The 22,908-nt window shown below is 61.2% G+C and carries 21 protein-coding genes; 9 read left to right on the top strand and 12 right to left on the bottom strand.

The genetic code is table 11. The annotated features are described in order from the left end of the window. Window positions 1-4: 4 nt before the first annotated feature. From iolD to BM364_RS02505, 10 genes are all read right to left on the bottom strand, one after another. Window positions 5-1,840, bottom strand: coding sequence for a 3D-(3,5/4)-trihydroxycyclohexane-1,2-dione acylhydrolase (decyclizing) (iolD, locus tag BM364_RS02550; protein ID WP_092420490.1), 1,836 nt, complete (start codon window positions 1,838-1,840; stop codon window positions 5-7). Window positions 1,841-1,861: 21 nt separating this feature from the next. Continuing rightward, complete coding sequence (locus BM364_RS02545) at window positions 1,862-3,781, bottom strand: bifunctional 5-dehydro-2-deoxygluconokinase/5-dehydro-2-deoxyphosphogluconate aldolase (protein ID WP_092420487.1); 1,920 nt, start codon at window positions 3,779-3,781, stop codon at window positions 1,862-1,864. 16 nt (window positions 3,782-3,797) lie between these two features. Continuing rightward, window positions 3,798-4,691, bottom strand: a complete 894-nt coding sequence (iolE, locus tag BM364_RS02540; RefSeq protein WP_092420484.1) for a myo-inosose-2 dehydratase — start codon at window positions 4,689-4,691, stop codon at window positions 3,798-3,800. Continuing rightward, window positions 4,688-5,491: a TIM barrel protein gene (locus tag BM364_RS02535; RefSeq protein ID WP_092423787.1), complete on the bottom strand. Its 804-nt coding sequence runs from the start codon at window positions 5,489-5,491 to the stop codon at window positions 4,688-4,690. The genes iolE and BM364_RS02535 overlap by 4 nt, the downstream gene beginning before the upstream one ends. A 7-nt stretch (window positions 5,492-5,498) precedes the next feature. Further along, on the bottom strand, window positions 5,499-6,506 hold the full coding sequence (iolG, locus tag BM364_RS02530) for a bifunctional inositol 2-dehydrogenase/D-chiro-inositol 1-dehydrogenase (protein WP_092420481.1): 1,008 nt from the start codon (window positions 6,504-6,506) through the stop codon (window positions 5,499-5,501). A 9-nt stretch (window positions 6,507-6,515) separates the two neighbouring features. Further along, window positions 6,516-7,415, bottom strand: coding sequence for a sugar phosphate isomerase/epimerase family protein (locus tag BM364_RS02525; RefSeq protein ID WP_092420478.1), 900 nt, complete (start codon window positions 7,413-7,415; stop codon window positions 6,516-6,518). Between the two features lie 101 nt (window positions 7,416-7,516). Continuing rightward, window positions 7,517-8,308, bottom strand: a complete 792-nt coding sequence (locus BM364_RS02520) for an ATP-binding cassette domain-containing protein (RefSeq protein WP_244542748.1) — start codon at window positions 8,306-8,308, stop codon at window positions 7,517-7,519. A gap of 2 nt (window positions 8,309-8,310) precedes the next feature. Then, window positions 8,311-9,426 (bottom strand): ABC transporter permease, encoded by a 1,116-nt coding sequence (locus BM364_RS02515; RefSeq protein WP_092420476.1) that lies wholly within the window; start codon window positions 9,424-9,426, stop codon window positions 8,311-8,313. Window positions 9,427-9,489: 63 nt separating this feature from the next. Then, window positions 9,490-10,431, bottom strand: coding sequence for a sugar ABC transporter substrate-binding protein (locus BM364_RS02510; protein ID WP_092420474.1), 942 nt, complete (start codon window positions 10,429-10,431; stop codon window positions 9,490-9,492). 239 nt (window positions 10,432-10,670) lie between these two features. Further along, entirely contained in the window at window positions 10,671-11,699 is a 1,029-nt protein-coding gene (locus BM364_RS02505) for a LacI family DNA-binding transcriptional regulator (RefSeq protein WP_092420472.1), read from the bottom strand. A gap of 50 nt (window positions 11,700-11,749) precedes the next feature. Between BM364_RS02505 and BM364_RS18855 the strand changes: the two genes are divergently transcribed. Next, window positions 11,750-12,034, top strand: coding sequence for a hypothetical protein (locus tag BM364_RS18855; protein ID WP_425284865.1), 285 nt, complete (start codon window positions 11,750-11,752; stop codon window positions 12,032-12,034). Window positions 12,035-12,076: 42 nt separating this feature from the next. Here the strand turns inward: BM364_RS18855 and BM364_RS02495 are convergent, their stop codons facing one another. Continuing rightward, the gene (locus tag BM364_RS02495; protein ID WP_092420469.1) at window positions 12,077-12,616 is read right to left on the bottom strand and encodes a cytochrome b; all 540 of its coding nucleotides are present in this window, start codon (window positions 12,614-12,616) and stop codon (window positions 12,077-12,079) included. Window positions 12,617-12,711: 95 nt separating this feature from the next. Here BM364_RS02495 and BM364_RS02490 point away from each other — a divergent pair, with 95 nt between their 5' ends. From BM364_RS02490 to BM364_RS02460, 7 genes are read left to right on the top strand one after another with little or no spacing between them, the layout of a single operon-like run. Then, complete coding sequence (locus tag BM364_RS02490; RefSeq protein WP_092420467.1) at window positions 12,712-13,470, top strand: CDP-alcohol phosphatidyltransferase family protein; 759 nt, start codon at window positions 12,712-12,714, stop codon at window positions 13,468-13,470. Next, on the top strand, window positions 13,467-15,089 hold the full coding sequence (locus tag BM364_RS02485; RefSeq protein WP_092420464.1) for a sulfatase-like hydrolase/transferase: 1,623 nt from the start codon (window positions 13,467-13,469) through the stop codon (window positions 15,087-15,089). Before BM364_RS02490 ends, BM364_RS02485 begins: the two co-directional genes overlap by 4 nt. Beyond that, on the top strand, window positions 15,086-16,039 hold the full coding sequence (locus BM364_RS02480) for a lysylphosphatidylglycerol synthase transmembrane domain-containing protein (RefSeq protein ID WP_092420462.1): 954 nt from the start codon (window positions 15,086-15,088) through the stop codon (window positions 16,037-16,039). Before BM364_RS02485 ends, BM364_RS02480 begins: the two co-directional genes overlap by 4 nt. A 2-nt stretch (window positions 16,040-16,041) precedes the next feature. After that, entirely contained in the window at window positions 16,042-17,028 is a 987-nt protein-coding gene (locus tag BM364_RS02475; protein ID WP_092420459.1) for an ABC transporter substrate-binding protein, read from the top strand. A gap of 13 nt (window positions 17,029-17,041) precedes the next feature. Further along, on the top strand, window positions 17,042-17,797 hold the full coding sequence (locus tag BM364_RS02470; RefSeq protein ID WP_092423783.1) for an ABC transporter ATP-binding protein: 756 nt from the start codon (window positions 17,042-17,044) through the stop codon (window positions 17,795-17,797). Beyond that, entirely contained in the window at window positions 17,794-19,380 is a 1,587-nt protein-coding gene (locus BM364_RS02465; RefSeq protein ID WP_210186374.1) for an ABC transporter permease, read from the top strand. Before BM364_RS02470 ends, BM364_RS02465 begins: the two co-directional genes overlap by 4 nt. After that, window positions 19,377-20,420, top strand: coding sequence for a glycosyltransferase family 4 protein (locus tag BM364_RS02460; RefSeq protein ID WP_092420456.1), 1,044 nt, complete (start codon window positions 19,377-19,379; stop codon window positions 20,418-20,420). Before BM364_RS02465 ends, BM364_RS02460 begins: the two co-directional genes overlap by 4 nt. Before the next feature lie 127 nt (window positions 20,421-20,547). Here BM364_RS02460 and BM364_RS02455 read toward each other — a convergent pair whose 3' ends face one another. Continuing rightward, entirely contained in the window at window positions 20,548-21,045 is a 498-nt protein-coding gene (locus tag BM364_RS02455) for a hypothetical protein (RefSeq protein WP_092420453.1), read from the bottom strand. Window positions 21,046-21,317: 272 nt separating this feature from the next. Here BM364_RS02455 and BM364_RS02450 point away from each other — a divergent pair, with 272 nt between their 5' ends. Further along, the gene (locus tag BM364_RS02450; protein WP_092420451.1) at window positions 21,318-22,853 is read left to right on the top strand and encodes a hypothetical protein; all 1,536 of its coding nucleotides are present in this window, start codon (window positions 21,318-21,320) and stop codon (window positions 22,851-22,853) included. The last annotated feature ends 55 nt before the right edge of the window (window positions 22,854-22,908 follow it).

Genomic DNA, 22,908 nt, shown 5'->3' with positions numbered 1-22,908 from the left:
CCTCCTAGTTGAATACCTGGCGAGCAAGGTTTTGCTCGTACTTGTCACGGGCTCTTTTGAGCGTATCGCCCTGCCCCACTTCGGGCACGGCAACGTCCCACCAGGTGCCGCCGACACCCGGCCCGGTTTCAGCTTCCGTATCGATCACGATCACCGTGGGTAGGTCGCGCCCGCGCGCTGCAACGAGTTCCGCCTCGAGCTCGGCTATGCCCCCCGCCTTCACCGCATGGGCGCCGAGGCTGCGCGCGTGCGCCACGAAGTCGATCTCGGGCTGCACCGCGACATTGCTGTGCCTGTAGAGATTGTTGAACTGGGCCCCGCCACATTCCTGCTGCAGGCGATTGATGCAGCCATAACCGCGATTGTCGGTGAGCACGATGGTGAAGGGCACGCGCATCATGGCGGCTGTGGCCAGTTCGGAATTGGCCATCATATAGCTGCCATCTCCGACGAAACAGACCACATCCTTATGTGGCGCCGCCAGCTTGATGCCCGTGGCCCCTGCCACTTCGTAGCCCATGCACGAATAGCCATATTCCATATGGTAGCCACCGGGGGCGGCACGCCAGAGCACCTGCAATGCACCGGGCATGGTGCCGGCCGCGCACATGACGAGGGTGTCCTCACCCGCCTGCCGCTGCACCGCGCCGATGACCTGCGCATCGGATGGAAGGAAATTGGGCGCGGCCGATTGCGGCGGCGCGAAGGCTTCATCGGTTCGTGCGAACCAGGCGTCCCGGCCGGCGAAATCCGGATCAGAGAAGCGTTTCCCAGCCAGCAGTGCTGAGAGGCGCTGCAGCGTCAGCCTGGCATCGCCCACAACCGGGATGGCGCCATGCTTGGCCGCGTCATAACCCGCCAGATTGACGGATATGAGCTTGCGTCCGGGACGCTGAAACGCGGCCCAGCTGCCGGTGGTGAAATCCTGAAAACGCGTACCGACGCCGAGAATGACATCAGCTTCGGCCACGAGCGCATTGCCGCAGTCTGAGCCGGTGACGCCCGGTGAGCCGAAATTGAGCCGCTCCTGCCAGTCGATGGCTCCCTTGCCGGCTTGAGTTTCGAGAACAGGGATATTGTGGGTCCGGGCAAAATCGACCAGCTCGGCCTCTGCATCCGAGTAGAGCACGCCGCCCCCGGCGATAAGTACGGGCCGCTCGGCTGCCGCCAGCGCCTCCGCTGCTTCGCCGACTTCGGCTGCATCTGCTTCTGGACGCCGGATGCGCCAGGTGCGTGGCTCGAAAAAAGCTTGCGGCCAGTCATAGGCCTCGGCCTGCACATCCTGGCAAAAAGCTAGTGTTACCGGCCCGCAATTGGCCGGATCGGTCATTACCTGCATGGCGCGGGGCAGCGCCGTCAGCAATTGCTCGGGCCGCATGATGCGATCGAAGTAGCGGCTGACCGGCCTGAAACAGTCATTGGCGCTTATCGTGCCGTCGTCGAAATCCTCGATCTGCTGCAGCACTGGATCGGGACGGCGATTGGCAAAGATATCGCCCGGGATCAGCAGCACCGGCAGGCGGTTGACATGGGCGAGCGCTGCCGCGGTGACCATATTGGTGGCGCCCGGCCCGATCGAAGACGTGACCGCCATGGCGCGTCGGCGGCGCTTGGTCTTGGCATAGGCGATGGCCGCATGGGCCATGGTCTGTTCGTTCTGGCCGCGCCAGGTCGGGAGTGCATCGCCGATCCCGTGGAGGGCTTCGCCGATCCCCGCGACATTGCCATGGCCGAAAATGGCCCAGACGCCTTCGATGAAGCGCTCGCTTTCCGGGGTCATCTGCACGGAAAGCCAGCGCATCATGGCCTGGGCGGCGGTCAGTCGGATTGTGGTCGTCATAGGTCTCTCCCAGGTCAGGCTTCAGGCGGGGTGGCTCGATGCAGCACGCGCCGCATCCCAGATCTGGCAGAGCCTTGCATAATTCTCGCGCATTTGCGCGACCGCTTGGTCATCGTCGATTTTATCGGCAAACCATGCGCGCGCTGCGGCCCCGAAAATGGTGCGCCCCACGGCAAAACCCTTGACCAGATCAAATTCCGCCGCGACGGCGAAACTCTGCCTGAGTTCGGCTTCGGGAGCATCGAGCCCCAGCACCACGATGCCGCGCACATAGGGGTCGTGATCGGTAATGGCAGCGCAGGTTTTCTCCCAGGCCGCACGGCTTGCCATCGGCTCGAGTTTCCACCAGTCGGGATAGATGCCGATCTCGTAAAAGCGCCGGATCAGCTTTGCCGTCGTGTCATCGTCCACGGAGCCGACTTTGGACGGAATGATCTCGAGCAGAAATTCAAGCCGGTTGCGGCGCGCAGCAGAGAACAAGCGCTGGAGGCTCGTTTCCTGGTCCTTGCGCAGTGCGGCGTCATCACCCGGGTGACAGAAGCACAGCACCTTGACGACGTTTTCGAGCGGCCATTCGCCGAGGCCACCGAGGTCCGGGCCCAATTCTGGTTCGAAGGCGAGAGGTCGCGATCCCGGCCATTCGACCGGCCGCCCGATCCAGAGCCCGGTTCCCGAGGCAGCCTGCAGCGCGTCGCGCCCGAGGCGATTGTCGCACAGGATGCCGTATCCCGCTTGCCCGGCCTGCACATCGAGCACCGCCCTGAGGCACAGCTGTTTGAACGCGCCGATCTTGTTCGGAGTCGCGCCAGCCATGTCCTCGAGCTGCATGCGATGATCGAAGGCGAAGACCCGCATGGTCGGCCAGCTCTTGTGGCGATTGGTCGACCAGTGGATCTGCTCAAGCTGCCGGTCCTTGCGCAGAGCCGGCTCCACCACGCCGCGCGCCAGAAAAAAGTCCAGCTCTTGAAGCGAGGGATAGGCTGGGGTGCAGCCATGGCGGCTGACGGCAAAGGCGCCGCAGGCATTGGCGTATTCAAGAGCCCGGCTCCAGGAGGCGTCTTCAAGCCAGCCCTTGATGAGGCCGGACATGAAGCCATCGCCGGCCCCAAGCACGTTGAAGACTTCGACCGCAAAGCCCGGCCCCGCCTCGCCCATATCCAATGTTTCAGGAATGTCGTCGGTAAAAGCGACAGCACCCGCTGCGCCGCGCTTGCAGACGATCACTGCCCCGCTGACAGCCCGCACCGCGCGCAGGGCCGCAATTGTGTCGGTCGTGCCCCCGGCGATGTGAAATTCCTCTTCGGTGCCGACGATCAGATCAAAGAGATGCAGGTGCGATTGCAGCTTGGCCGTAACCCTGGCGCTTTCCACAAACCGGCTTTCGCCATCTCCGTGACCTGCCACACCCCAGAGGTTGGGCCGATAATCGATATCAAGAGCGGTTCGGGCGCCGTGCGCCCGCGCCAGCCGCAATGCCTTGAGCACAGCGGCCTCGGTCTTGGGGTGGCTGAGATGGGTGCCTGTTGCCACCAAGGATCGGGTTTCGCCGATTAGGCTCTCCTCGATATCGTCTTCGCACAGAGCCATATCGGCGCAGTTTTCGCGATAAAAGATCAGCGGAAAGCTGTGCTCGTCGCGGATGCCGAGGAGGACGAGCGCGGTCAGCCGCTCGGGATCGGTCTTGACCCCGCGCGTATCGACGCCTTCGCGCGCGAGTTCCTCGCGAATGAAGCGCCCCATATGTTCGTTCCCGACCCGGGTGATCAGCGCAGATCGAAGACCCAGCCGCGCCGTGCCGGCAGCCATGTTCGTGGGCGAGCCACCGATATATTTTTCGAACGAGGCCATATCTTCGAGACGCCCGCCGACCTGAGTACCGTAAAGATCGACCGAGGAACGTCCGATGGTGATGACATCGAGCGGTTTTTGCGGCTGCGCCATAGTTCTTCTCCCCGCCCTACTGCAGGCCGACCCTGGCGGCGATGGCCTTGAGCGTTTCAAGGCCCATGCCCTGATACTTGAGCGGGTCGAAGCGCGCGCTGTCCTGCTCGGCCTCGATCACGACCCAACCCTGGTATCCGCGCTCGGCGGCGATTTGCAGCACGGGTTCGAAATCGATGCAGCCTTCGGGATCGCCGGGCACGGTGAAAGCACCACGCCGCACGCCTTCCAGAAAAGACAGATTGTTCTCGCGAACGTCCCGCATCTGGACTGCACGGATGTTCTTGCAGTGGATGTGCGTCACCCGGTCCATATAGCGGTCAGCCAGCTTCACGGGATCGGCACCGCCGAAATAGGCATGGCCTGTGTCGAGCAACAGCCTGGTATGAGGCCCGGCCATGCTCATGAACCGGTCGATATCGGCCTCGGATTCGATGATCGTGCCCATATGGTGATGGTAGCCCATCTTCACCCCTTCTGCGGCCGCCAGAGCCGACAGCGTGTCGTATCCGGAGGTGAACCGCTCCCATTCCTGATCGGACATGATCGGACGATCATTGACCGGCACGCCATCATTGCCGTGGACGGTGTTGGAGCACTCGCAGGCATTGATATGGCTGCCGCCGGCTGCCTTGGTGAAGTCGATCCAGGCCTTGAGCGCCTGGAGTTCGGTGTCGATGTCATTGCGCAGGAGATTGGTCGAGAACCAGCCGGCGGCAAAGCGCAGCCCGTATTCGCCAAGCCTGGCTTTGAGCGCGGTGCCTTCGTCGGGCATCTTGTGGCCCTTTTCGATGCCGTCGAAGCCTATGGCGCGGCAATCGGAGAGACAATCCTCGAGCGTCAGGTGATCGCCGATCGTCCAGTCATCGTCATTGGACCAGGCAATGGGGTTGGTGCCGTAGAAAATCATGGGCGTGCGCGGTCCTGAAGCTGGTTAGAAATGAAGTCCATGCTCTGCCGAATGGCCGTTTGGGGATCGGAGAGGGCATGGATTTCGGCCGAGAACGGCTCGAAACTGAACGGCCCCTCATAGCCTTGCGCCAAAAGGGCGCGGATCTGTCCCGCATTGTCCAGGCGGTCACCTTCGGTCACCAGCCCGCGGTGAGTGTCGAGCATGTCATCGACTGCCACGGCGGGATCGGTGACGCCCGAGATATGAACGAGACCCGTTTCTGCGGCGAAGATATCCGTTTCTCCCGCAAGACTATGGTGGAACGTGTCATGCACGAGGCGATAGGTCCCCTCTCCGCCACTCCGCGCGATAGCGTCGAGCGACCTGCGCTTGGTGCGCAGGGACGAAATGGGAAAGCCGAGAGGTTCGACAAGACCTTTGAGGCCACGGCTCACCAGGATCGGCTGCATGGCGGCAAGCGCCTCCACCAGATCCTCGTCAGACACGGATTGCCCATTGTTAAGCGGGCACATGACGAGACCCTTGGCGCCGCATTCAGCGGCATAGTCGGCAAGCTTTTCCGCGCGTTCCGGAAGGTCGCCAGACCAGAGATTGAAGGGATAAACCGCATTGATGCTGAGGATCGTCACCCCTGCATCGGCTGCGGCGGTACGGACCTCGCCCGCCGCACGCGTGCCGGCCACATCGGGCGTGTCGTTGCGAATTTCGACCTCGGTGATGTCGAGATTGCGGGCCAATGCAAAGAACGCTTCGAGCGATAGGCTCGGCACGGTGATATGGTTGAGCGCAAATCGCATGGCACCCTCACGCATAGAGCGCCGGACGCGCGGGCAATTCGATGGGGACGATCTCGCCCGTTTCCTGCGCCTTTACACAAGCATCGGAGGTGACCGCGGCGACATATCCGTCCCAGGAGGAGGGACCGCTGGCCGTGCCCTTGGCGGCTGCGTCGATGAAGTCCTGCAATTCGACATCATAGCTATCAATGAAGCGATGCTTCCAATCGGTCAGGATCGCGTTCTGCAGCTTGGCTTTTTTGCGGGTGACGATGGACATCGGCTCGGGCAGATTGGCGAGGCCTTCCTCTCCCACCACCTGGCATTGAATGTCGTAGCCATAGCGGCAGTTGACGAAAACCTCGACATCGATGCGCACGCCCTTGGCCGTCTCAAGCAGCACGATCTGTGGGTCGCGCAGCTTGCCATGGGCGTGCGAGGTCTTGCGGGGAAAGACCACCTGGGCTGAAACATAATCGTCATCAAGCAGCCAGCGGAACACGTCGATCTCGTGGATCAAGGTATCATGAATGGCCATGGGCGTGACATAGGCTTCGGCAACAGATGCATTGCGGTGGGCGGCATGTACCATCAGCGGCGTGCCGATCTCCTTGTCCACCACCGCCTTGAGCATCTTGTAGCCTTCATCGTAGCGGCGCATGAACCCTACCTGAACCAGTCGCTTGCCGGCTGCGCTCTCCGCTTCGACGATGCGGCGCGCGCCTTCGGCCGTTGTCGCTAAAGGCTTTTCGCAAAAGCATGGTTTTCCCGCGGCAATGGCGGCCAGGACATATTGCTCGTGCGTCGTGCCCCAGGAGGTAACGAGCACCGCGTCGATCTCGGGCGCGGCGATCAGTTCCTCGCCGGTGGCAAAGAGTGTCGCATCCGGCGCGACTTCACTCTGCAAGGCAGCGGCATTGCCGGCATTGACATCAGACACCGCGACGATGTGCGCGCCGGTCAAGACCTGGTTGATACGGCGCGCATGATCCTGGCCGATCGCTCCTGCGCCGATGACGCCAATTCTCAGGGCCATTCCGGCCTCCTACTTAAAATATGTGTCAATATAGCGCTGCATTTCCGAGCGCATGAACTTGCCGGATTGATCGGCCTTGTCTTCCCAGGCGAAGACACAGGCGGTCATGATCCCGTCAAAGCCGATCTCGGCGAGTGTGCCGAAGAAATCGTCCCAAGGCACCTCACCCTGGCCGATATTGAGATGCTGATGCACCCGCGCCTGCGTGCCGGGTGGATTGAGGATATAGCGCAGGCCAGAAGAGGCCCGGTGATTGAACGTGTCGCCGACATGGACATGGGCCAGCACATCGGCGCTCTCGCGCAGCATGGCGCGCGTATCGTCGCCGAAATAGAAGGTGTGGGGCGCGCAATAGAGGAATTTGACGTTCTTGGAATTGACCGTGCGGATGATGTCGAGCGCCGGCTGCAGCGTTTCGCACCAATCCTCGGGATGCGGCTCGATATGAAGCGCGATGCCTTCGCGTTCAAGGATCGGCACCAGTTCCTCCATCGAGCGCCACCAGGCATCCTCGCACGCCTCGATCATCGAGCCGGTGTGGCAGCAATAGCAGCCTCCCTTGTCCGGATGCGGCCCGCGCCCGAATTCGGAATTCATCACGTCGACCTCCATTTCCAGGGCAATCTCGATGGCGCGCTTCCAATGTTTGACGGCAGCCTGCCGTTCGGCCTCGTCATTGCTGGCCCAGCGATACATCGGCAAAAGGGAAGCGATGCCGACGCCATTGTCCCTCAGCGACTTCCTGAACGCGCGAATACGCTGAGGAAACACCCGCGGCGCCTTGAACCATTCGAGGAAATCCCCGCGCGGCGACATCTCGATCCACTCAAAACCAAGCTCGGCGACCTTGGCGGGCAGTTGGTCGAGCGGGAGATGCCGGTGCATGTGGGGATCAAGGGCGATCTTCATCTGGTGTCCTTTCGGAGCAGGCCCGGGTCAGGCCTTGGTCACAAGGTAGACTTGCCGCCCGCCCCGGAGCCGGGACAGGCAAAGCGATGATGGGTCGGGGTCTAGAGCGCGCCCTCGGCAAATTCGGCCCCGGTTTTGGCGCCTGTGATATAGGCCACGACATCCTGCCCATCGGTCTCGGACTTGTTCAGATTGGCCACGATCCGCCCGCGCCGGAACACCACGATCCGGTCCACGAGATCGAAGACCTGACGCATATTGTGCGAGATCAGGATCAGTGCCTCGCCATTGTTCTTGAGCGTGCGGACGATGTTTTCCACCTGCGCGGTTTCCTGCACCCCAAGAGCGGCCGTGGGCTCGTCCATGATGATGAGCTTGGAGGCGAAAGTGGCGGTGCGGGCTATAGCGACGCACTGACGCTGGCCTCCCGACATGTGCCGGATGGTGCTCGACAGATTGGGAATTTTGACCGCCGTCTTCTTGAGCGCCTGCAACGTTGCCTCGCGCATGCCCTTGCCATCGAGAATAGAAAACGGGCCGAGGTTGAACTTGATCTTTTCGCGCCCCAGAAACAGGTTCGAGGGCACATCGAGATCGTCGGCCAGCGCGAGGTTCTGGAACACCGCCTCGATGCCGCGGCGGCGGGCATCGAGCGGCCCGTCGAAGTTGACGACACTCCCATCGAAAGCGATTTCGCCGCTGGTCGGCTGTTCGACGCCGGTAATCTGGCGCACGAAGGTGGACTTGCCCGCACCATTATCACCCATGATGGCGACATGCTCGCCCTTGCGGATGACGAAATTGGCGTTCTCTAGGGCGTGGACGCCGCCATAGCGCTTGGTCAGCCCCCGGGTTTCCAGCACCACATCGTGCCCCATTGCGTGATCGCTCATGGCTAGGCTCCCATAGCCCGGCGGCGCTGCCGCCACTGATCGAACACCACGGCACCCACGATGATCGCGCCCTTGACCATGTCCTGGTAGTAGGCGTCGAGCCGGATCGAGGTGAAACCGGAAAGGATGACGCTGAAGATCATCGCCCCCAGGACCGTGCCCACCACCGAGCCGCGCCCACCAGCCAGAGACACGCCGCCGATCACAGCCATGGCAATGGCGTCGAGCTCATACATCACGCCCATGCCGGCCTGCGCCGTCAGGTTCTTGGAGGTCAGCAGGATTGCAGCGATGGCGGTGAACAGTCCGGCCATGGCATAGACCAGCAGCTTGTGCCGAGCGACATTGATGCCGGACATACGCGCCGCGGCTTCGTTGGAGCCGATGGCATAGCTGCGCTTGCCGTAAAGCGTATAGCGCATCACGAGGAACATCAGCACGGCCAGCAGTAGGAAGATGACGGCCGGGTTCTGGCCCGGCCAGCGAAACAAACCGAAGGTGATGGTGCCCAGAAGATCGCCATTGGCAAGACTTGCATAGGTCTCTGTAGGGAAGGACACGGGCTGACCGTTGGACCACCAGCGTGCCACCCCCCGGGCCGAGACCATCATGCCCAAGGTGGCGATAAAGGGCGGGATCTTGGTGTAGGCGATGAAAAAGCCGTTGATCAGTCCGGCGAAGACGCCGCAGGCAAGCCCTACCAGAATCGGCACGATAACCGGCAGATCCATGGCCCATGGGCCTAGGATCGCGCTTGGGTTGGGATTGCCGTTCACAAGGCCGGTTTGGGCAAAGCTCATCGTGATCATCGCCGTGGCGCCGACCACCGAGCCGGAGGAGAGATCGATACCCCCGAGGATAATCACCTGGGTGACACCAAGCGCGATGATGCCGGTGATGGCGACCTGCAGCAGCATGATATCGAGCCGCTGTTGATTAAAGAGCGCCGGTACGGACTCGCGCATGTTGAAGAGAAAGCTGCCGCCATTGAGACGGTTCAGCACTTCGAAAACGACGATGATGATGATCAGTGCAGCCAGAACGCCCAGTTCAGGCGGCAGGGAGCGCTTGCGCGGGTCATATTCCAAGCCGCCGATGCCTATTTGGGAGACTGCCATGGAGGTTCTCCAGTCCAGAGGAAAAAGGTCTCCGGGCGCAGTGCCCGGAGACTCCGTGCGGGATCAGTTCCGCTGGAGGTATTGCTCCATATTGGCAGGGGTCACGAGCTCGAAGGGTACATAGACCTTCTTTTCGACGGTTTCGCCTGCGGCAAGCTTGAGAGCCGCATCAAGCGATCCGGACCCTTGGGCTGCCGCATTCTGAAATACGGTGACGTCGAGGTCGCCGGCCTGCATCGCGGCAAGTGCATCCTGGGTAGCGTCGATGCCGGCGACGATCACACTGTCCATGCCGATGCCGGCCGCTTTCATCGCCTGAATTGCGCCCAAGGCCATTTCGTCGTTGTTGGAGATCACCGCGTCGAAGTCGGTGCCCGTCGAGAGCCAGTTGGTCATCAGGTTCTGGGCCTGATCGCGGCTCCAATTGGCTGTCTGCTGATCGATGACATTGAGCGTCACGCCGCAGTCTCCGCTCTCCATCACATCGTAGATGTCCTGGGTGCGCTGGATGGCGGCCTGGTTGGAAAGCTCGCCCTGCATCACATAGATATTGGCGTCGGTCTTGCCCGCTTCCGAAAGAAGGCGACAGACTTCCTGGGTTTCAAGCGTGCCCGACTCCACCTCATTGGAGGCAACGAAGGCCTGGCCGTCGGGCAAGGTGTCGACGTTGATCGGCTGGCGATTGACATAGACAAGCGGCACGCCTGCGGATGCTGCGGCATCGGACATGGCCTGGGTGGCCGAAGTATCGACCGGATTGACCACGATTGCATCGACGCCGGATGCAAGGAAATTCCTGATCTGATCGAGCTGCTTGGCGACGTCGTTCTGGGCATCCTCGATCTGAACGTCGATGCCCTGCTCGTCGGCACTGGCCTGAATGCCGTTGCGCAACACGGTCAGGAAATTGTCGTCGAACAGCGCCATGGAAACCCCGACGGTTTGCGCAGAGGCAGCGCCGGACAAGGTCAAGACAATCGCAGTCGAAAGCAGAAGCTTGTGCATAGTTCCTCCTTGGCAGCCAGCAGCGCCAGCGCCGGTTTCTGGAGTAATCGGGGTATGCAAAGCGGATGAAAGACGATCCTGCTCCGACGAGCCCTGAATACTCTCCTCCCAAACTGTGCAGATTTTTCTGCTCCAGCCGACCAAGAGATTTCATCAGCGCTTTGTCACGGTCAATCGGGTTTAAGCCGCGTCAGACCTCATAGATGATAGATTCACGCCTGATCCATGATGGGTTTTCGTCAAAGCGATTCAGGGGTCCAGATCTCGTGCGGGAGGAAGCGCTGACCAGGATCAGGGGACATCCCGTTTTCTGCCGCTGCGACCATCATGTTGGCCAATTCGGTGCAGAGAGCGCGCAGCGGCGTACCGATGACAATCGTCACGACGCGCTCCTGCAGAGCCAGTCTCGTTTCCTCTGTCAGTTCATTGACAACCAGGGCGACCTCACGCGATTTTCCTGCTTCGCGAAGCGCCGTGATCGCCCCTTCCTTGCCGCCGCCAGCACAATAGATCCCGGCAAGGTCAGGATGCTCCTCGAGCATCTGCACCGTGGCTTCATAGGTGAACTCTGCATTCTCCATGTTGACCTGAGGGTTAAGCAAGGTCAGGTGCGGCGCATATTCGCGCAAGGAGCTGCGAAAGCCGGTCTCGCGCAGTTCGTGGCCATGGAAGCGGGTGCCGCCGATGAAGATGCCCACCTTGCCCTGGCGCTGGATGAAACGCGACATCATCCAGCCGACAGTGCGGCCCACCTTGAGATTGTTGAGCCCCAGATACCGCTCGCGCACGCCCTGCGCAAAGTCCGACAGAAGCGAGAATGTCGGGATGCCATGGCTGCGCAGATCCTGTACCGCGAGAGTGACCTCGTGATGATCGAGTCCGCTGGCCGCCAAGGCCTGCACCTTTCCACTCAGGGAGCGGACGAGTTCGGCCAGTTCGCCCGGCTGCGTCGTTTCGGCAAAGCGCAAATGGATGCGGATCCGATGGCTCTGGCACGCCTCCATTGCCGCCTGCAGTTCCTCGGCAAAATGCTGATAGAATGCGTGCTGGCCCTTTTGCAGAATAAAACCGAATGCAAGTTCCGGACGGTGACCGTCCACACGGCTACTGATCGCATTGGCGCCGTGATAGCCCAATCGGCGGGCTGCCTGTTCGATCTTCAGGGCGGTTTCGGCTCTGACCTTTTCCCGACCATTCATCAGGCGATCAACAGTGGCAACGCTGACCCCCGCTTCGCGGGCGAGCTGTGCGATCGTGATTTTGGCCATGGATAACAACCAGAACGGAGGCGAGATCGATGACGATTATCGCCTAATCCATGACGAAGTTACAGCAAGCCCGACGCTTTTTCATAGTTCGCACGAAAGGCGTACGCGATCATCCGGTCCAGGATTCCGCCGAAGCATCCAGCGATCTTGTGGTCATTGAACGGGATGAACTGCGGCGCATCTTCGTCGCCACCAATCCTGGCAAAGACGAAGCGAACGCCGCGATTGCCAAATCAGTTTGTTGCATGTCGATGGTTCAGCTCACGCAGGCGCAGGCAAAATGGCGCCAAGCGCGTCTTAAAGGTCAGGCAGATCTGCTCAATCCCTTTTTTTGATCAGAAAGGTCGAAGGAGAGACCGAGCCGCCGTAGGCGTGAATCACCGGTTGAACAACATTCGCTGGAAGACGCCGTCACGCTTGATCAGGGCGTGGTGAAGGGCCGCTCCGATGTGGAGGGCGATGAGGCCAATAAGCGGGTAGCGCAGGGCTGCGTGAATGCTCTTGGCGGTCTCTGCTAGTGCTTCCGAGCGGGGCACCGGGCGCGGCAGTCCCAGTGGATCAAACACTTCAAGCGGAAACCCGCCGGCCGTGACACGGATATAGCCCGAGATCGCCATGGCGAGGAGAAGGCCATAGAGGAGCCAATGCGTGAGGGAAGCCACATGACGCTGCCAGGTTGGAACGCTGTCGGGTAACGGCGGCGGCGGATTAACGAGGCGATAGGCAAGACGCACCGCAACCAGAACAAAAATCACGACGCCGATATTCTTGTGAAAAGTGAAAAGCGGATCCTGCAGCGAACGCTCGATGCCTGGCCTGAGCATGATCAAAGCTGCAGGAATGGTGAGGAGCACGAGGAGCGCCGTCAGCCAATGAAAGGCTTTGGCGAGAGGCTTATAGTGCGCGATGCTCGTCATTTCACAATTCTCATGAAAGAGGTAAACCATGCTTACTTGGTGTGCGTAGCATGACATAAGTGTCATAGAAGGGCATCAAGGATGATCGATTAGGCATGAGCGAAGCGCAATCAGCAGAGCGATCAACCCTCGGACGCGCCCCCACAAGCCAGTCCGTCCTCCTTCGGTACGCTATCGCGTCCCTTCTCATCTGCATCCCCGTCCTGGCGCTTGGGTTTTTCCTGACCCAGACTCTGCTGGGCGCCACCATTGCACTTGTCGCTTTCCTTGTCATGGCTGGCACGGCGGGCCGGGGCCTGGCCCAAACCTATCCTCATGATCACCTGGGGATCGCCAACCTCGTGACGCTTGCGCGCACAGGAATCATTGCCGCCCTCTTCAGCCCCTTAGCGACACCTGGTCTTCTCGCTGCGGATCTGAGCCTGGCCTGGACCGTACTTGGCATTGCAGTGTTTTCGCTCTGCCTTGATGGTGTCGACGGCTTCTTTGCGCGGCGGCAGGGTTTGACCTCCGATTTCGGGGCGCGCTTCGACATGGAGATCGATTCCGTCTTCGCCCTTCTTCTGGCGCTGCTGTCCTGGCAATCGGGTAAGGCCGGCGCCTGGGTGCTGCTGCTCGGCAGCATGCGCTATCTTTTCCTGGCCGCGGCTCTCTTCTGCCCGTGGCTTATGGCGCCGCTGCCCGAACGGTTCAGCCGCAAGGCCATCTGCGTCATCCAGATCGGCATTCTGATCGCCCTTCTCGCCCCCATCATCAATGGCCTTCTGTCATGGACCATCGCGGCGATCGGCACTCTGCTCCTTATATATTCGTTCGGCCGCGACGTCGTCTGGCTGGCGAGGCACCGCTCTTGAGATCTCTTGGGACCGGACGCCTCAGCGTCGCTCAGGCGGGCTTGTCGATCTACGCCGTCTTGGCGCAGCCGAACCATCCGGATGCGCTCGGTGTCTGGGCGCTGTTTCAGCTGCCGCTCGAATGGTTCGTCATCGCCGGGCTGCTGATCGTCCTGCCTGCGCGCCGGTTTTTAAGCTACGCGCTCAGAGCCGTCATTACGCTCGCTTTGACGCTGGTTTCGGTGCTGAAATTTGCCGATCTTGCAACCTTCACTGCCTTTAACCGCCCCTTCAATCCGCTGATGGATCTGCCTCTGGCCGAAGCAGCGTTTCGGCTCGCCGGTGGATCCGTCGGCTGGCCGTTGGCCATTATCCTCGCGGTGCTGATCGGGCTCTTGCCATTCATGCTGGCCACACTTCTCTGGTGGAGCACGGGGCGGATCAACGGACTCAAGATCGCGGCGCCGATGCGTTGGGCCGCGTGCGCCGTTGGCACTTTCGCCATGGTGCTCGCCGTGGCGCAGGTGGGCGCGGCGCGCGGCGCGTGGACACTGCCGCCTGCAATGCCTGGCGACGCGTTTTCGGCCCAGTTGGCGATCGATCGCACAACGACGTTCCGCGCGCTATACGCCGATCTCGGCGCGTTCGAAGAGGAAGCGCAGATTGATCCGTTCGCCGGGCAGCAAGGTCTGTTGGACCGGCTTGATGGGCGCGATGTGTTCGTGATCTTTATCGAAAGCTACGGGGAGACGGCGCTGCGCAATCCGCTCTATGCGCCAACGCATCTCGCTCGGCTCGAGGAAGCGGAAACCAAACTCGCCGCGGCGGGGCTTTCCATGCGGTCGGCCTGGCTCACCTCGCCGGTGGCTGGCGGGCAAAGCTGGCTGGCGCATGCGACACTCGCCTCGGGTCTCTCGATCGACAACCAGGCGCGCTATCGCGCCATGCTCGCAAGCACGCGGCCCTCGCTCTACCATCTGGCGCAGACAGCCGGGTATCGGACCACGGTGCTGATGCCGGCCATCACCCTGCCCTGGCCCGAGGCGCAGTTCATGGGCTTCAACGACATCTATGAAGCCGCCGACTTCGGCTATCGCGGCGAGGCCTTCAATTGGACGACGATGCCCGACCAATACACGCTAAGTACGGTCGATCGCATCTTGCCGGAGGGCGGCGAGCCGCACTTTGCCATGACCGCGCTCCTTTCCTCGCACGCCCCATGGACGCCGGTACCCCGGATCGTCGCTTGGGATGAGATTGGTGATGGCACGATTTTCGACGAGAGCCAGCATGTCGGCCCGCCCGGTGGCGAGGTCTGGCCCAATCCGGAGCTCATGCGCGAGCAATACCGCCTGGCGCTCGACTATTCGCTCGAGATCGTCTTCGACTTTGCCGCGCGGCATGCCGGGCGGGACTGGCTAATAATAATCCTCGGCGATCACCCGCCGGCCCAACGGGTGTCGGAGATCGAGGGGCAGGACGTGCCGATCCATCTCGTCGGCTCACCCGCGGCACTGGCCGCGTTTGATGCCTGGGGTTTTTCGAACGGTCTCATCCCTGATGACACCGCCCCGGTCTGGCCCATGAGTTCCTTTCGCGATCGCTTCATTGCGGCGCTCTCGTCTGGAGGGGCGCCATGACCTCGGAAACACTCGAGCGCGAGCACTCACGTCCTCAGTCGAAGTGGCGTTATCTTTTCCGCCTTGCGCCGCCCGTCATCATCATCGGTCTCCTCTGGAGCCTCGCAGATGGGCCAAGCGCTCTGGCGCGTTTAACGGACGCCGATTGGCGTTATCTCATTCCGGCCTTCGCCGCCGTCAACCTGCAGACAATCGCCTCGGCCTGGCGCTGGCATCGCGTGGCGGCCCGGCTCGGCCAGGCCATTCCGCCGCGCCGCGCAGTAGCCGAATATTACCTTTCGCAACTGGTCAACCAGTCGCTTCCCGGCGGGGTGCTTGGCGACGCTGCACGCGCGGTACGGGCGCGGCACGAAGCCGGCCTTGGCATTGCGGCCAAGGCGGTGATCATCGAGCGGCTTGCGGGACAGATTGCCATGTTCGGTCTTCTCGCCCTTGCCGGGACATGGGCCATTCTGACCCCCGGCGGACTAACCCTGGCGGTCGATCAGAACCAACTGCTGATCGGTATGCTCGCTTTCATGGTCCTCGCGCTCGTTGTCTATGTCGGCCTTCGTTTCGCCCGCAAGAAACGGTCGGCGCGGTTAGGGCAATCGATCAGAACTGCGCTCGTCGCCAATGGTGCCTGGTTCGAGCAATCCCTGTTAAGCGCTGCCATTGTCGCCCTCAACCTCGCCAGTTTCACGCTTTGCGCGCTGGCCACGGGAACCGTCCTCGGCCTTGAAGCCGTTCTGGTGCTCGTGCCGCTGATCCTTTGCGCCATGCTCGTTCCGGCAACGGTTGCCGGCTGGGGATTTCGCGAAGGCGCGGCGGCGGGGCTGTTTCCCCTGGTGGGCGCAACGGCAGCGGCGGGTTTTGCCGCCAGCCTCGCCTTCGGGCTCGTCATTCTCGCAGCCAGCCTGCCTGGCCTCTTCGTCCTTTTTCGTCCCAACATAATCAGGAGACCGTCGTGACTATGTTCAAACTTTCTCGCCGTTCATTTGTCGGTGCCGGCCTCGGCACACTGGGTCTCGCCGCTTTTTCGCCACGGCTCCTCGCGCAGGACAGCAAGGACGTCGCCCTGCAACTGAGCTGGCTTCATTCGGTGCAGTTCGGCGGTAGTTATATCGCCAAGTCGAAGGGCTATTGGAGCGAAGCCGGGCTCAACGTGGCACTCAATCCCGGCGGCCCCAATGCGCCGGTCGATCCAGCTGTGGTCACGGGCCAGGCACTGATCGGTATCTCGGCCGCCGACTATGCCTCGGCCTCGGTGGAACAGGGCGCGCCGTTCAAGATCATCGGCGTAGCCATGCAGAAAAATCCTTTCGTCATCGCCTCGCTGCCGGAAAACCCTATCAATACGCCGGCGGATCTCGTGGGCAAGAAGATCGGCATGGCGCTCGCCAATACCCCGGTCCTGCAGGCGCTCTGCACCATCAACAATGTCGACATCAACGGGATCGAGATCGTGCCCACGCAGTATGATGCGGCGCCTTTGGTCGCGAACCAAGTCGATTGCCTTCTCTGCTGGCAGACCGACCTGCCGGTCGCCATGGCTATCCAGGGTATCGAGAGCGTCACCATGCTGATGGCCGACCATGGCTACGCCGTCCACTCGCAAACCTATATCGCGACCGAGGATAGCCTTGCCAATCGCCGCGCCGACCTCGTGGCCATGATGGCCGGCGAAGTGCGCGGCTGGAACGACTTCAGGGCCGATCCCAAGGCGGCTGCGGCGCTGACGCTTGAAATGTATCCCGACCAGGGCCTCGACCTGCCCACCCAGGAATTGCAGGCCGAGCGGCAGGTGCCGCTGATGTTTTCCGAATTGACCGATGCCAATGGCTTTGGCTGGTTCACCGACGAAACCGTGGCCCAGAATGTCGAGACGCTGGCGCTCTTGGGCCGCTCGGTCACGCCCGATCTCTGGGACCGTTCGATCCTTGAGGAAGTGCATGGCTGAAAGAGAGGCGTCCATGCCGCCCAAGGTTGTGTGCAAGGGGCTCGAAAAGACCTTCCACCTCGGCGGCCGTGCCGTCGATGCCGTTGGTCCGCTCGACCTCACCTTCGAGGCCGGCCGGACGACCGCTCTGGTTGGGCCATCGGGCTGCGGCAAGTCGACCTTGCTCCGCCTCGTCGCCGGGCTCGAGAAGCCGAGCGGCGGCGTGATTTCCATCGGCGATGAAACGCCAGAAGCCGTGACCAAAGCGGCAGGTCTCGCCTTCGCGTTTCAGGATGCCGCGCTCTTGCCGTGGCTGACGGTTCGGCAGAATGTTGCTCTGGCCCTCAAATTGGCGCGCCGGCCAGCCGATCGCGAACGCGTCGATCATCTGATCGCGCTTGTCGGCCTCAGGCACTTTGCCGAGACGCGACCCGCAGAACTGTCCGGCGGCATGCGACAGCGGGCCGCCATCGCACGTTGCCTTGTCACCCAGCCTGGGCTCCTGCTTCTTGATGAACCCTTTGGCGCGGTGGACGAATTGACCCGAACCCGCCTTAATGCCGAACTGCCGACGCTCTGGCAGGAGCGCGGCACGACGACGCTGCTCGTCACCCACTCCATCGCCGAAGCCGCTACGCTCAGCGACCGCGTGCTCGTGTTTTCACCAAGGCCGGCGCGGATCACCGGCGATTTTGACGGCGCCCGGCATAATCCGGCAGCCCGGCCCGCATTGATCGAGGCCATCGCGTCGGCCCTTGGGGCGAAAAGCGGAGTAGAGCCCGTCTCGTGACCACCCGCACCGCGCCTTTTTCGCCAAACGCCTTGCCGACGCTTTTTGCAGCTTGTGTCCTCATCGCCCTTTGGCAGGCGCTGGCCAGCGCAACAGCGGACATGTTTGTCTTTGCAGGGCCTCTCGCGGTCCTCGGCGCGATTGCCGAAGAAGGCTCGCTCCTCCTGCGGTCGTCCGGCATTACTCTGCAATCGGCTGCCATCGGCTTTTTCATCGGGAATGTCGCAGCGATCCTGCTCGCCGGCATCGCACTGGCCTTGCCGCGGCTCGAACAGCTTGTCTCGGGTCTAGCGCTCGTCTTCTTCTGCCTGCCCTTCGTTGCCACCGGGCCCATCCTGCGCGTGATCTTTGGCGTCGGCGACGGGCCGCAGATCACGCTTGCAGCCCTTGCCACCTATTACACAACCTATCTCTGCCTTCTCGTCGGCCTCCGGGCGACGCCCGGCAGCTGGCTCGATCTCGTGCGCAGCTATGGAAGAGGGCGCTTGAGCGAACTCATCCATGTCCGGGCCATGGCGTCCCTCCCCTATTTCATCGCCGGTCTCCAGATCGGCGCGCCGGCCGCATTTCTCGGCGCCATGGTGGGCGAATTCACCGGCGCCGAACGCGGCCTCGGGGTCCTCAGCATTCGCGCCATGCGCGGGCTGGACGTTGAAATGACCTGGGCTATTGCGACCACAGCCGCGGCACTTTCAGCAGCCGCCTTCTGGCTGTTCGGCTGGCTTGGCCGCTGTCTTGGCGCGGGTCCGCCGCCTTTGCTGCTCGCCTCACGGCAAGATGGGCCGAGCGTCGGCATGACCGCGCGAACCGGCTCGGGTTTGATTTACCTAATCCTCCTCATCCTCGCCGTGCTTGGCGTCTGGATCGGCCTCATCAAAGGTCTCAACCTCTCGCCTTTCTTCGCCAAAGGCCCACAGGACGTCTGGGCTTTCCTTGTCTCGGATCCTGCCGCCGCGACCAATCGCGCGGCACTTTTCACCGCCTTCTGGCAGACCCTTTCCCTGACCATTCCGGGATATCTCGTCGGCCTTGCCCTCGGCGCCGGACTGGCTGTTCTCCTCGTCACTCAACCGCGTCTCGCCTCGGCAACACTGCCAATCGCCATCGCCTTGCGCTCGATCCCCATCGTTACCACAGCGCCGCTTTTCGTCCTGGCGCTGGGCCGCGGCGCAGTCGGGACGATCACCATCGTGGCGGTCATGATCTTTTTTCCCACCCTTGCAGCCTGTCTCGAAGGCATGCGCCGCACCCCGCGCCCGGTGCTAGATCTTTTTTCGACCTATGCCGCCTCCCCCTGGCAAAGACTGGCGCATGCCCAGCTCCCCGCCATGGCCCCCGCCTTCTTCGCCTCGGCCCGCATGGCCGTGCCGAGCGCGCTCCTTGCCGCCACCACCGCCGAGTGGCTGGCCACCGGTACCGGCATGGGGAGCCTGATGGCCCTGACGGCCTCGACCTCGAACTACAACCTCCTCTGGAGCGCGATCGTTGTCCTCGCCGTCACCGCGAGCCTGATCTATGCGCTGGTGCACATCCTGGAGCAGCGTGTCCTCCACACCTTTGCCAGCGAGCAACTTGTCCAATGAGCACCAAGCGCCCCGCCGCCTTCGCCATTCCCGGCGACGCTACCCAGAAGACCGGCGGCTATATCTATGAATACGAACTGCTCCAAGCCTTGCGCCGCAATGGCAGGCCGGTTGAGCATATCGAACTCGGCGCTGGCTTTCCCGATCCGACGCCCGCCGAAACACAGGCCGCCATAGACGCCATGGCGGCCCTTTCGGAAGACACGCCGCTCATCATCGATGGTCTGGTCTTCGGGTCGATCGATACAGCGGGGCTGGCAACGGTCAAGGCGCCCATCATCGCCATGATCCACCATCCCCTTGGCCTCGAAACAGGTCTATCGCCCGAACGCTCCGCCTATCTGCTGCAGCGCGAAGCTGACAATCTCGCTCTCGCCCAGGCGGTGCTGGTGCCCAGCCCCCATACGGCGCGCATTCTCAAGGATCATTTCGGCGTCGCCGAAGACAAGATCACCATCGCACTGCCCGGCTTCCGCCCTTCGGATCCGGTCAAGACTCCGCTCTTCCCGCCGCTCATTCTCTCCGTCGGCCTCCTCGCTGAACGCAAAGGGCACGATGTCCTTGTCTCCGCTCTGGGAAAAATCCGCGATCTCGACTGGCAGGCACAGATCGTCGGCAAGACCCACGATCCCAGTGTTGAAGCAGGACTACGCAGCCAGATTGCCGACTTCAATCTCTCCGACCGGATAACCATGACGGGTCTGCTCAATGACGCCGAGGTCATCACCCGCTACCGCCAGGCCACGATCTTCGCCCTCGCCACCCGCTACGAAGGCTACGGCATTGTCCTCGGCGAAGCGCTGCTTCATGGCCTCCCGATCGTCACCTGCCGAACCGGCGCCGTGCCCGACACAGTCCCCGAAGGCGCCGGCATCCTCGTGCCCGTCGATGACGTGGAAGCCTTCGCCAACGCACTTCGTCGCTTGTTGAGCGATCATGACATGCGGCAAGCTATGTCCGCGACGTCAAGCCAGACTGGCCGAAGCTTGCCAAGCTGGAATGACACTTGCGGCGTCGTCGACCAGGTCTTGGGCCCCTAGCGCGCCATGATCTTAGGTCCGATGGTCAGTCCCACCCATATATGCGCCGGGAGCAGACGGAGAAGCTAGGCCATGCACCCGCTCCCAACGCCTGAAATTGCGATCAGCTGTCGGATGTCATGGATCGCTAAAGCGAAATTCCTCTGTTGCGGACATATGCCATGATGGTTCTGTTCAGCGTCATTATCTCGGCAATGCACGTCTCCAGTTCCCGCAATCCGATTTCGTCAATGTCCTCCAGCTTTCCGTACCGTAAATCGTTGCCGAAATCGGCGATGCGCATCAGCTGGGTCTTGTCGATCTCGCCGTCATCTCCGAACGAATAGATGCAGTGGATGAACTTGTTCCGGATCTTCGCCTCGCGCTTCATGGCGGCGACGATGCCCAATGCCTCTTCTCGCGATCCTTTAGGCGTCGACGCCATTCGTGCCAGGCGGTCAACAAGGTCGAGACGGGCGCGCGTCGTGTTTAAGGTCAGGAAAACCACGATGGCGGTTTCCTTGTCGGTCCGCATCAGATCGGCGATGAGGTAGATCAGCAAGCTTTCGGTATTTGACCAAGCATAATTGAGTTTACCGACGAGAAGCAGCAACCGTTCTGTTCGGGTGACGAAAGCATGATGCATGGGTGCCAAGACCTCCGCTACCTGCGGCTGAACGAGGCCCGCCACAGTCAGCTGTTGGTTGATTGGCTCCCACCTATCTGTCGTCCACCCCGGCCGCAATCGCCCGTCCGATCTAGCCCGAAGTGGCGACTTACCCCTGGGTGTCGAAGCAAACAAACTCCTTCCCGCCGACTGAGCCGAGATGGCGTCCAGGGCTAAGAGGGAAAGAGCGGCCACGATCTCTTGACAGAAAAACAGAGGTTCAGCCGACTTCCCATTTGGGAACGATCAAGATGGCAAGAGAAAATAACGGCATCATACAGGATGACGGCTACGCCAATCAGCAAAGCAACGTCACCAATGACAGTTCGATCGGTATCGGGATCGCCGACAGTCTCAATGGCGGCAACGACAGTTCGGACAACTCGATGAACGACTCGCAGAACGACAACAGCGACAACTCTCTGACGGTCGACCTCGACAATGTGGCGAACGGCGGGAACGACAGTTCGGATAACTCCGATAATTCAGATAACTCCGACAGCTCGAACAATTCGACCAACAGCAGCTACAACAACAACGCCAACAATTCGGTCAACGACACTGGCAACGACAGCAGCGACAATTCGCTCGATATCGCGCTCGACAATGCGTTCAACGGCGGGAACGACAGTTCGGATAACTCCGACAATTCCGACAATTCCACCAACGACAGCTACAACGACAATTCGGACAACTCAACGAATGACAGCAGCGATAATTCGCTGGACGTCAATCTTGAGAACGTCGCCAACGGCGGAAATGATAGTTCGGACAATTCCGACAATTCCGATAACTCAGACAACTCTGATAGCTCAGACAATTCGGACAATTCGATTGCCGACTCCTACAACGACAATTCCGACAACTCGCTGAACATCAGCGATTCCGGGAATAACAACAGCCGCAACTGGTCCAATCAGGAAACTTTCCAGCTGGATTCGTCTTTGACGGACAGCGGCAACCTGACCGACGCCTACAACAACAAGTCGACCAACGTCGCTGACAGCAACAACGACAACTCCGATAATTCGCTTGACGTGGCGATGGACAATGTCGGGAACGACAACTCCGACAATTCGATCGATGTCGCATTGGACAATGTCGGCAATGGTGGAAACGACAATTCCGACAATTCCACCCGCGACAGCAACAATGACAACTCCAACAACTCTGTCAACGACTCCAACAATGGCGGCAACGACAGTTCGACCAACTACGCCGACTCGTTCAACGACAATTCCGATAACTCGATGACCGACTCGGGCAATGACAACTCCGACAATTCGGTCAGTGACTCCAACAACGGCGGGAACGATAGCTCCTTCAACCTGGACGTCGCGATCAGCGACGCATTCAATTCCGCTGACGTGAGCGACTCCTATAATGACTCGAGCGAAAGTTTCGGCGATATCAGCTCGACCTTCGAGAATGTCTTCAGCGGTGCCGCCTTCGATGGTGGCATGGGCTTCGCGATGAATCAGATTGCCGACATCATCGACAACGACGCGCTTTCGGGCGTGAGCCAGTACAACGAGGGCAATTTCCAGGTCTACGCCACTGCCGCGGAAAGCACGTTGGGCACCGGTTGGGATGGTATCGGGGACAACCCGTTCTCGAGCTCGAGCGGCAATATCACGGCAGCCGCAGACAGCGACGCGACGATCAACGCCAACGCGTTCAACCTCGACATCGCAATGGGTGCCAACCTGCAGCAAAACGCCGTCGACATCAGCGTCGTTGGCGGCGACTCCGACAGCTCGGTCACCGACACAACCGACCATAGCTGACGCCTTCAGCCGAACCGGGACGCGCGGTCACCGCGCGTCCTTCGCTTCGCTGAAG

Source organism: Devosia crocina (assembly GCF_900116545.1).
GTDB classification, from domain to species: domain Bacteria; phylum Pseudomonadota; class Alphaproteobacteria; order Rhizobiales; family Devosiaceae; genus Devosia; species Devosia crocina.
This window is presented reverse-complemented; position numbering and strand designations above follow the sequence as displayed.

What these genes read in the sequence shown, in the direction of transcription:
- BM364_RS02535 (WP_092423787.1), bottom strand. Translation starts at nt 5,491, where the DNA reads ATGCGATTTGCGCTCAACCATATCACCGTGCCGAGCCTATCGCTCGAA.
- BM364_RS02520 (WP_244542748.1), bottom strand. Translation starts at nt 8,308, where the DNA reads ATGAGCGATCACGCAATGGGGCACGATGTGGTGCTGGAAACCCGGGGG.
- iolE (WP_092420484.1), bottom strand. Translation starts at nt 4,691, where the DNA reads ATGATTTTCTACGGCACCAACCCCATTGCCTGGTCCAATGACGATGAC.
- BM364_RS02480 (WP_092420462.1), top strand. Translation starts at nt 15,086, where the DNA reads ATGACCTCGGAAACACTCGAGCGCGAGCACTCACGTCCTCAGTCGAAG.
- iolG (WP_092420481.1), bottom strand. Translation starts at nt 6,506, where the DNA reads ATGGCCCTGAGAATTGGCGTCATCGGCGCAGGAGCGATCGGCCAGGAT.
- BM364_RS02545 (WP_092420487.1), bottom strand. Translation starts at nt 3,781, where the DNA reads ATGGCGCAGCCGCAAAAACCGCTCGATGTCATCACCATCGGACGTTCC.
- BM364_RS02515 (WP_092420476.1), bottom strand. Translation starts at nt 9,426, where the DNA reads ATGGCAGTCTCCCAAATAGGCATCGGCGGCTTGGAATATGACCCGCGC.
- BM364_RS02490 (WP_092420467.1), top strand. Translation starts at nt 12,712, where the DNA reads ATGAGCGAAGCGCAATCAGCAGAGCGATCAACCCTCGGACGCGCCCCC.
- BM364_RS02525 (WP_092420478.1), bottom strand. Translation starts at nt 7,415, where the DNA reads ATGAAGATCGCCCTTGATCCCCACATGCACCGGCATCTCCCGCTCGAC.
- BM364_RS02510 (WP_092420474.1), bottom strand. Translation starts at nt 10,431, where the DNA reads ATGCACAAGCTTCTGCTTTCGACTGCGATTGTCTTGACCTTGTCCGGC.
- BM364_RS18855 (WP_425284865.1), top strand. Translation starts at nt 11,750, where the DNA reads ATGACGAAGTTACAGCAAGCCCGACGCTTTTTCATAGTTCGCACGAAA.
- BM364_RS02470 (WP_092423783.1), top strand. Translation starts at nt 17,042, where the DNA reads ATGCCGCCCAAGGTTGTGTGCAAGGGGCTCGAAAAGACCTTCCACCTC.
- BM364_RS02460 (WP_092420456.1), top strand. Translation starts at nt 19,377, where the DNA reads ATGAGCACCAAGCGCCCCGCCGCCTTCGCCATTCCCGGCGACGCTACC.
- BM364_RS02455 (WP_092420453.1), bottom strand. Translation starts at nt 21,045, where the DNA reads ATGCATCATGCTTTCGTCACCCGAACAGAACGGTTGCTGCTTCTCGTC.
- BM364_RS02450 (WP_092420451.1), top strand. Translation starts at nt 21,318, where the DNA reads ATGGCAAGAGAAAATAACGGCATCATACAGGATGACGGCTACGCCAAT.
- BM364_RS02475 (WP_092420459.1), top strand. Translation starts at nt 16,042, where the DNA reads ATGTTCAAACTTTCTCGCCGTTCATTTGTCGGTGCCGGCCTCGGCACA.
- iolD (WP_092420490.1), bottom strand. Translation starts at nt 1,840, where the DNA reads ATGACGACCACAATCCGACTGACCGCCGCCCAGGCCATGATGCGCTGG.
- BM364_RS02505 (WP_092420472.1), bottom strand. Translation starts at nt 11,699, where the DNA reads ATGGCCAAAATCACGATCGCACAGCTCGCCCGCGAAGCGGGGGTCAGC.
- BM364_RS02495 (WP_092420469.1), bottom strand. Translation starts at nt 12,616, where the DNA reads ATGACGAGCATCGCGCACTATAAGCCTCTCGCCAAAGCCTTTCATTGG.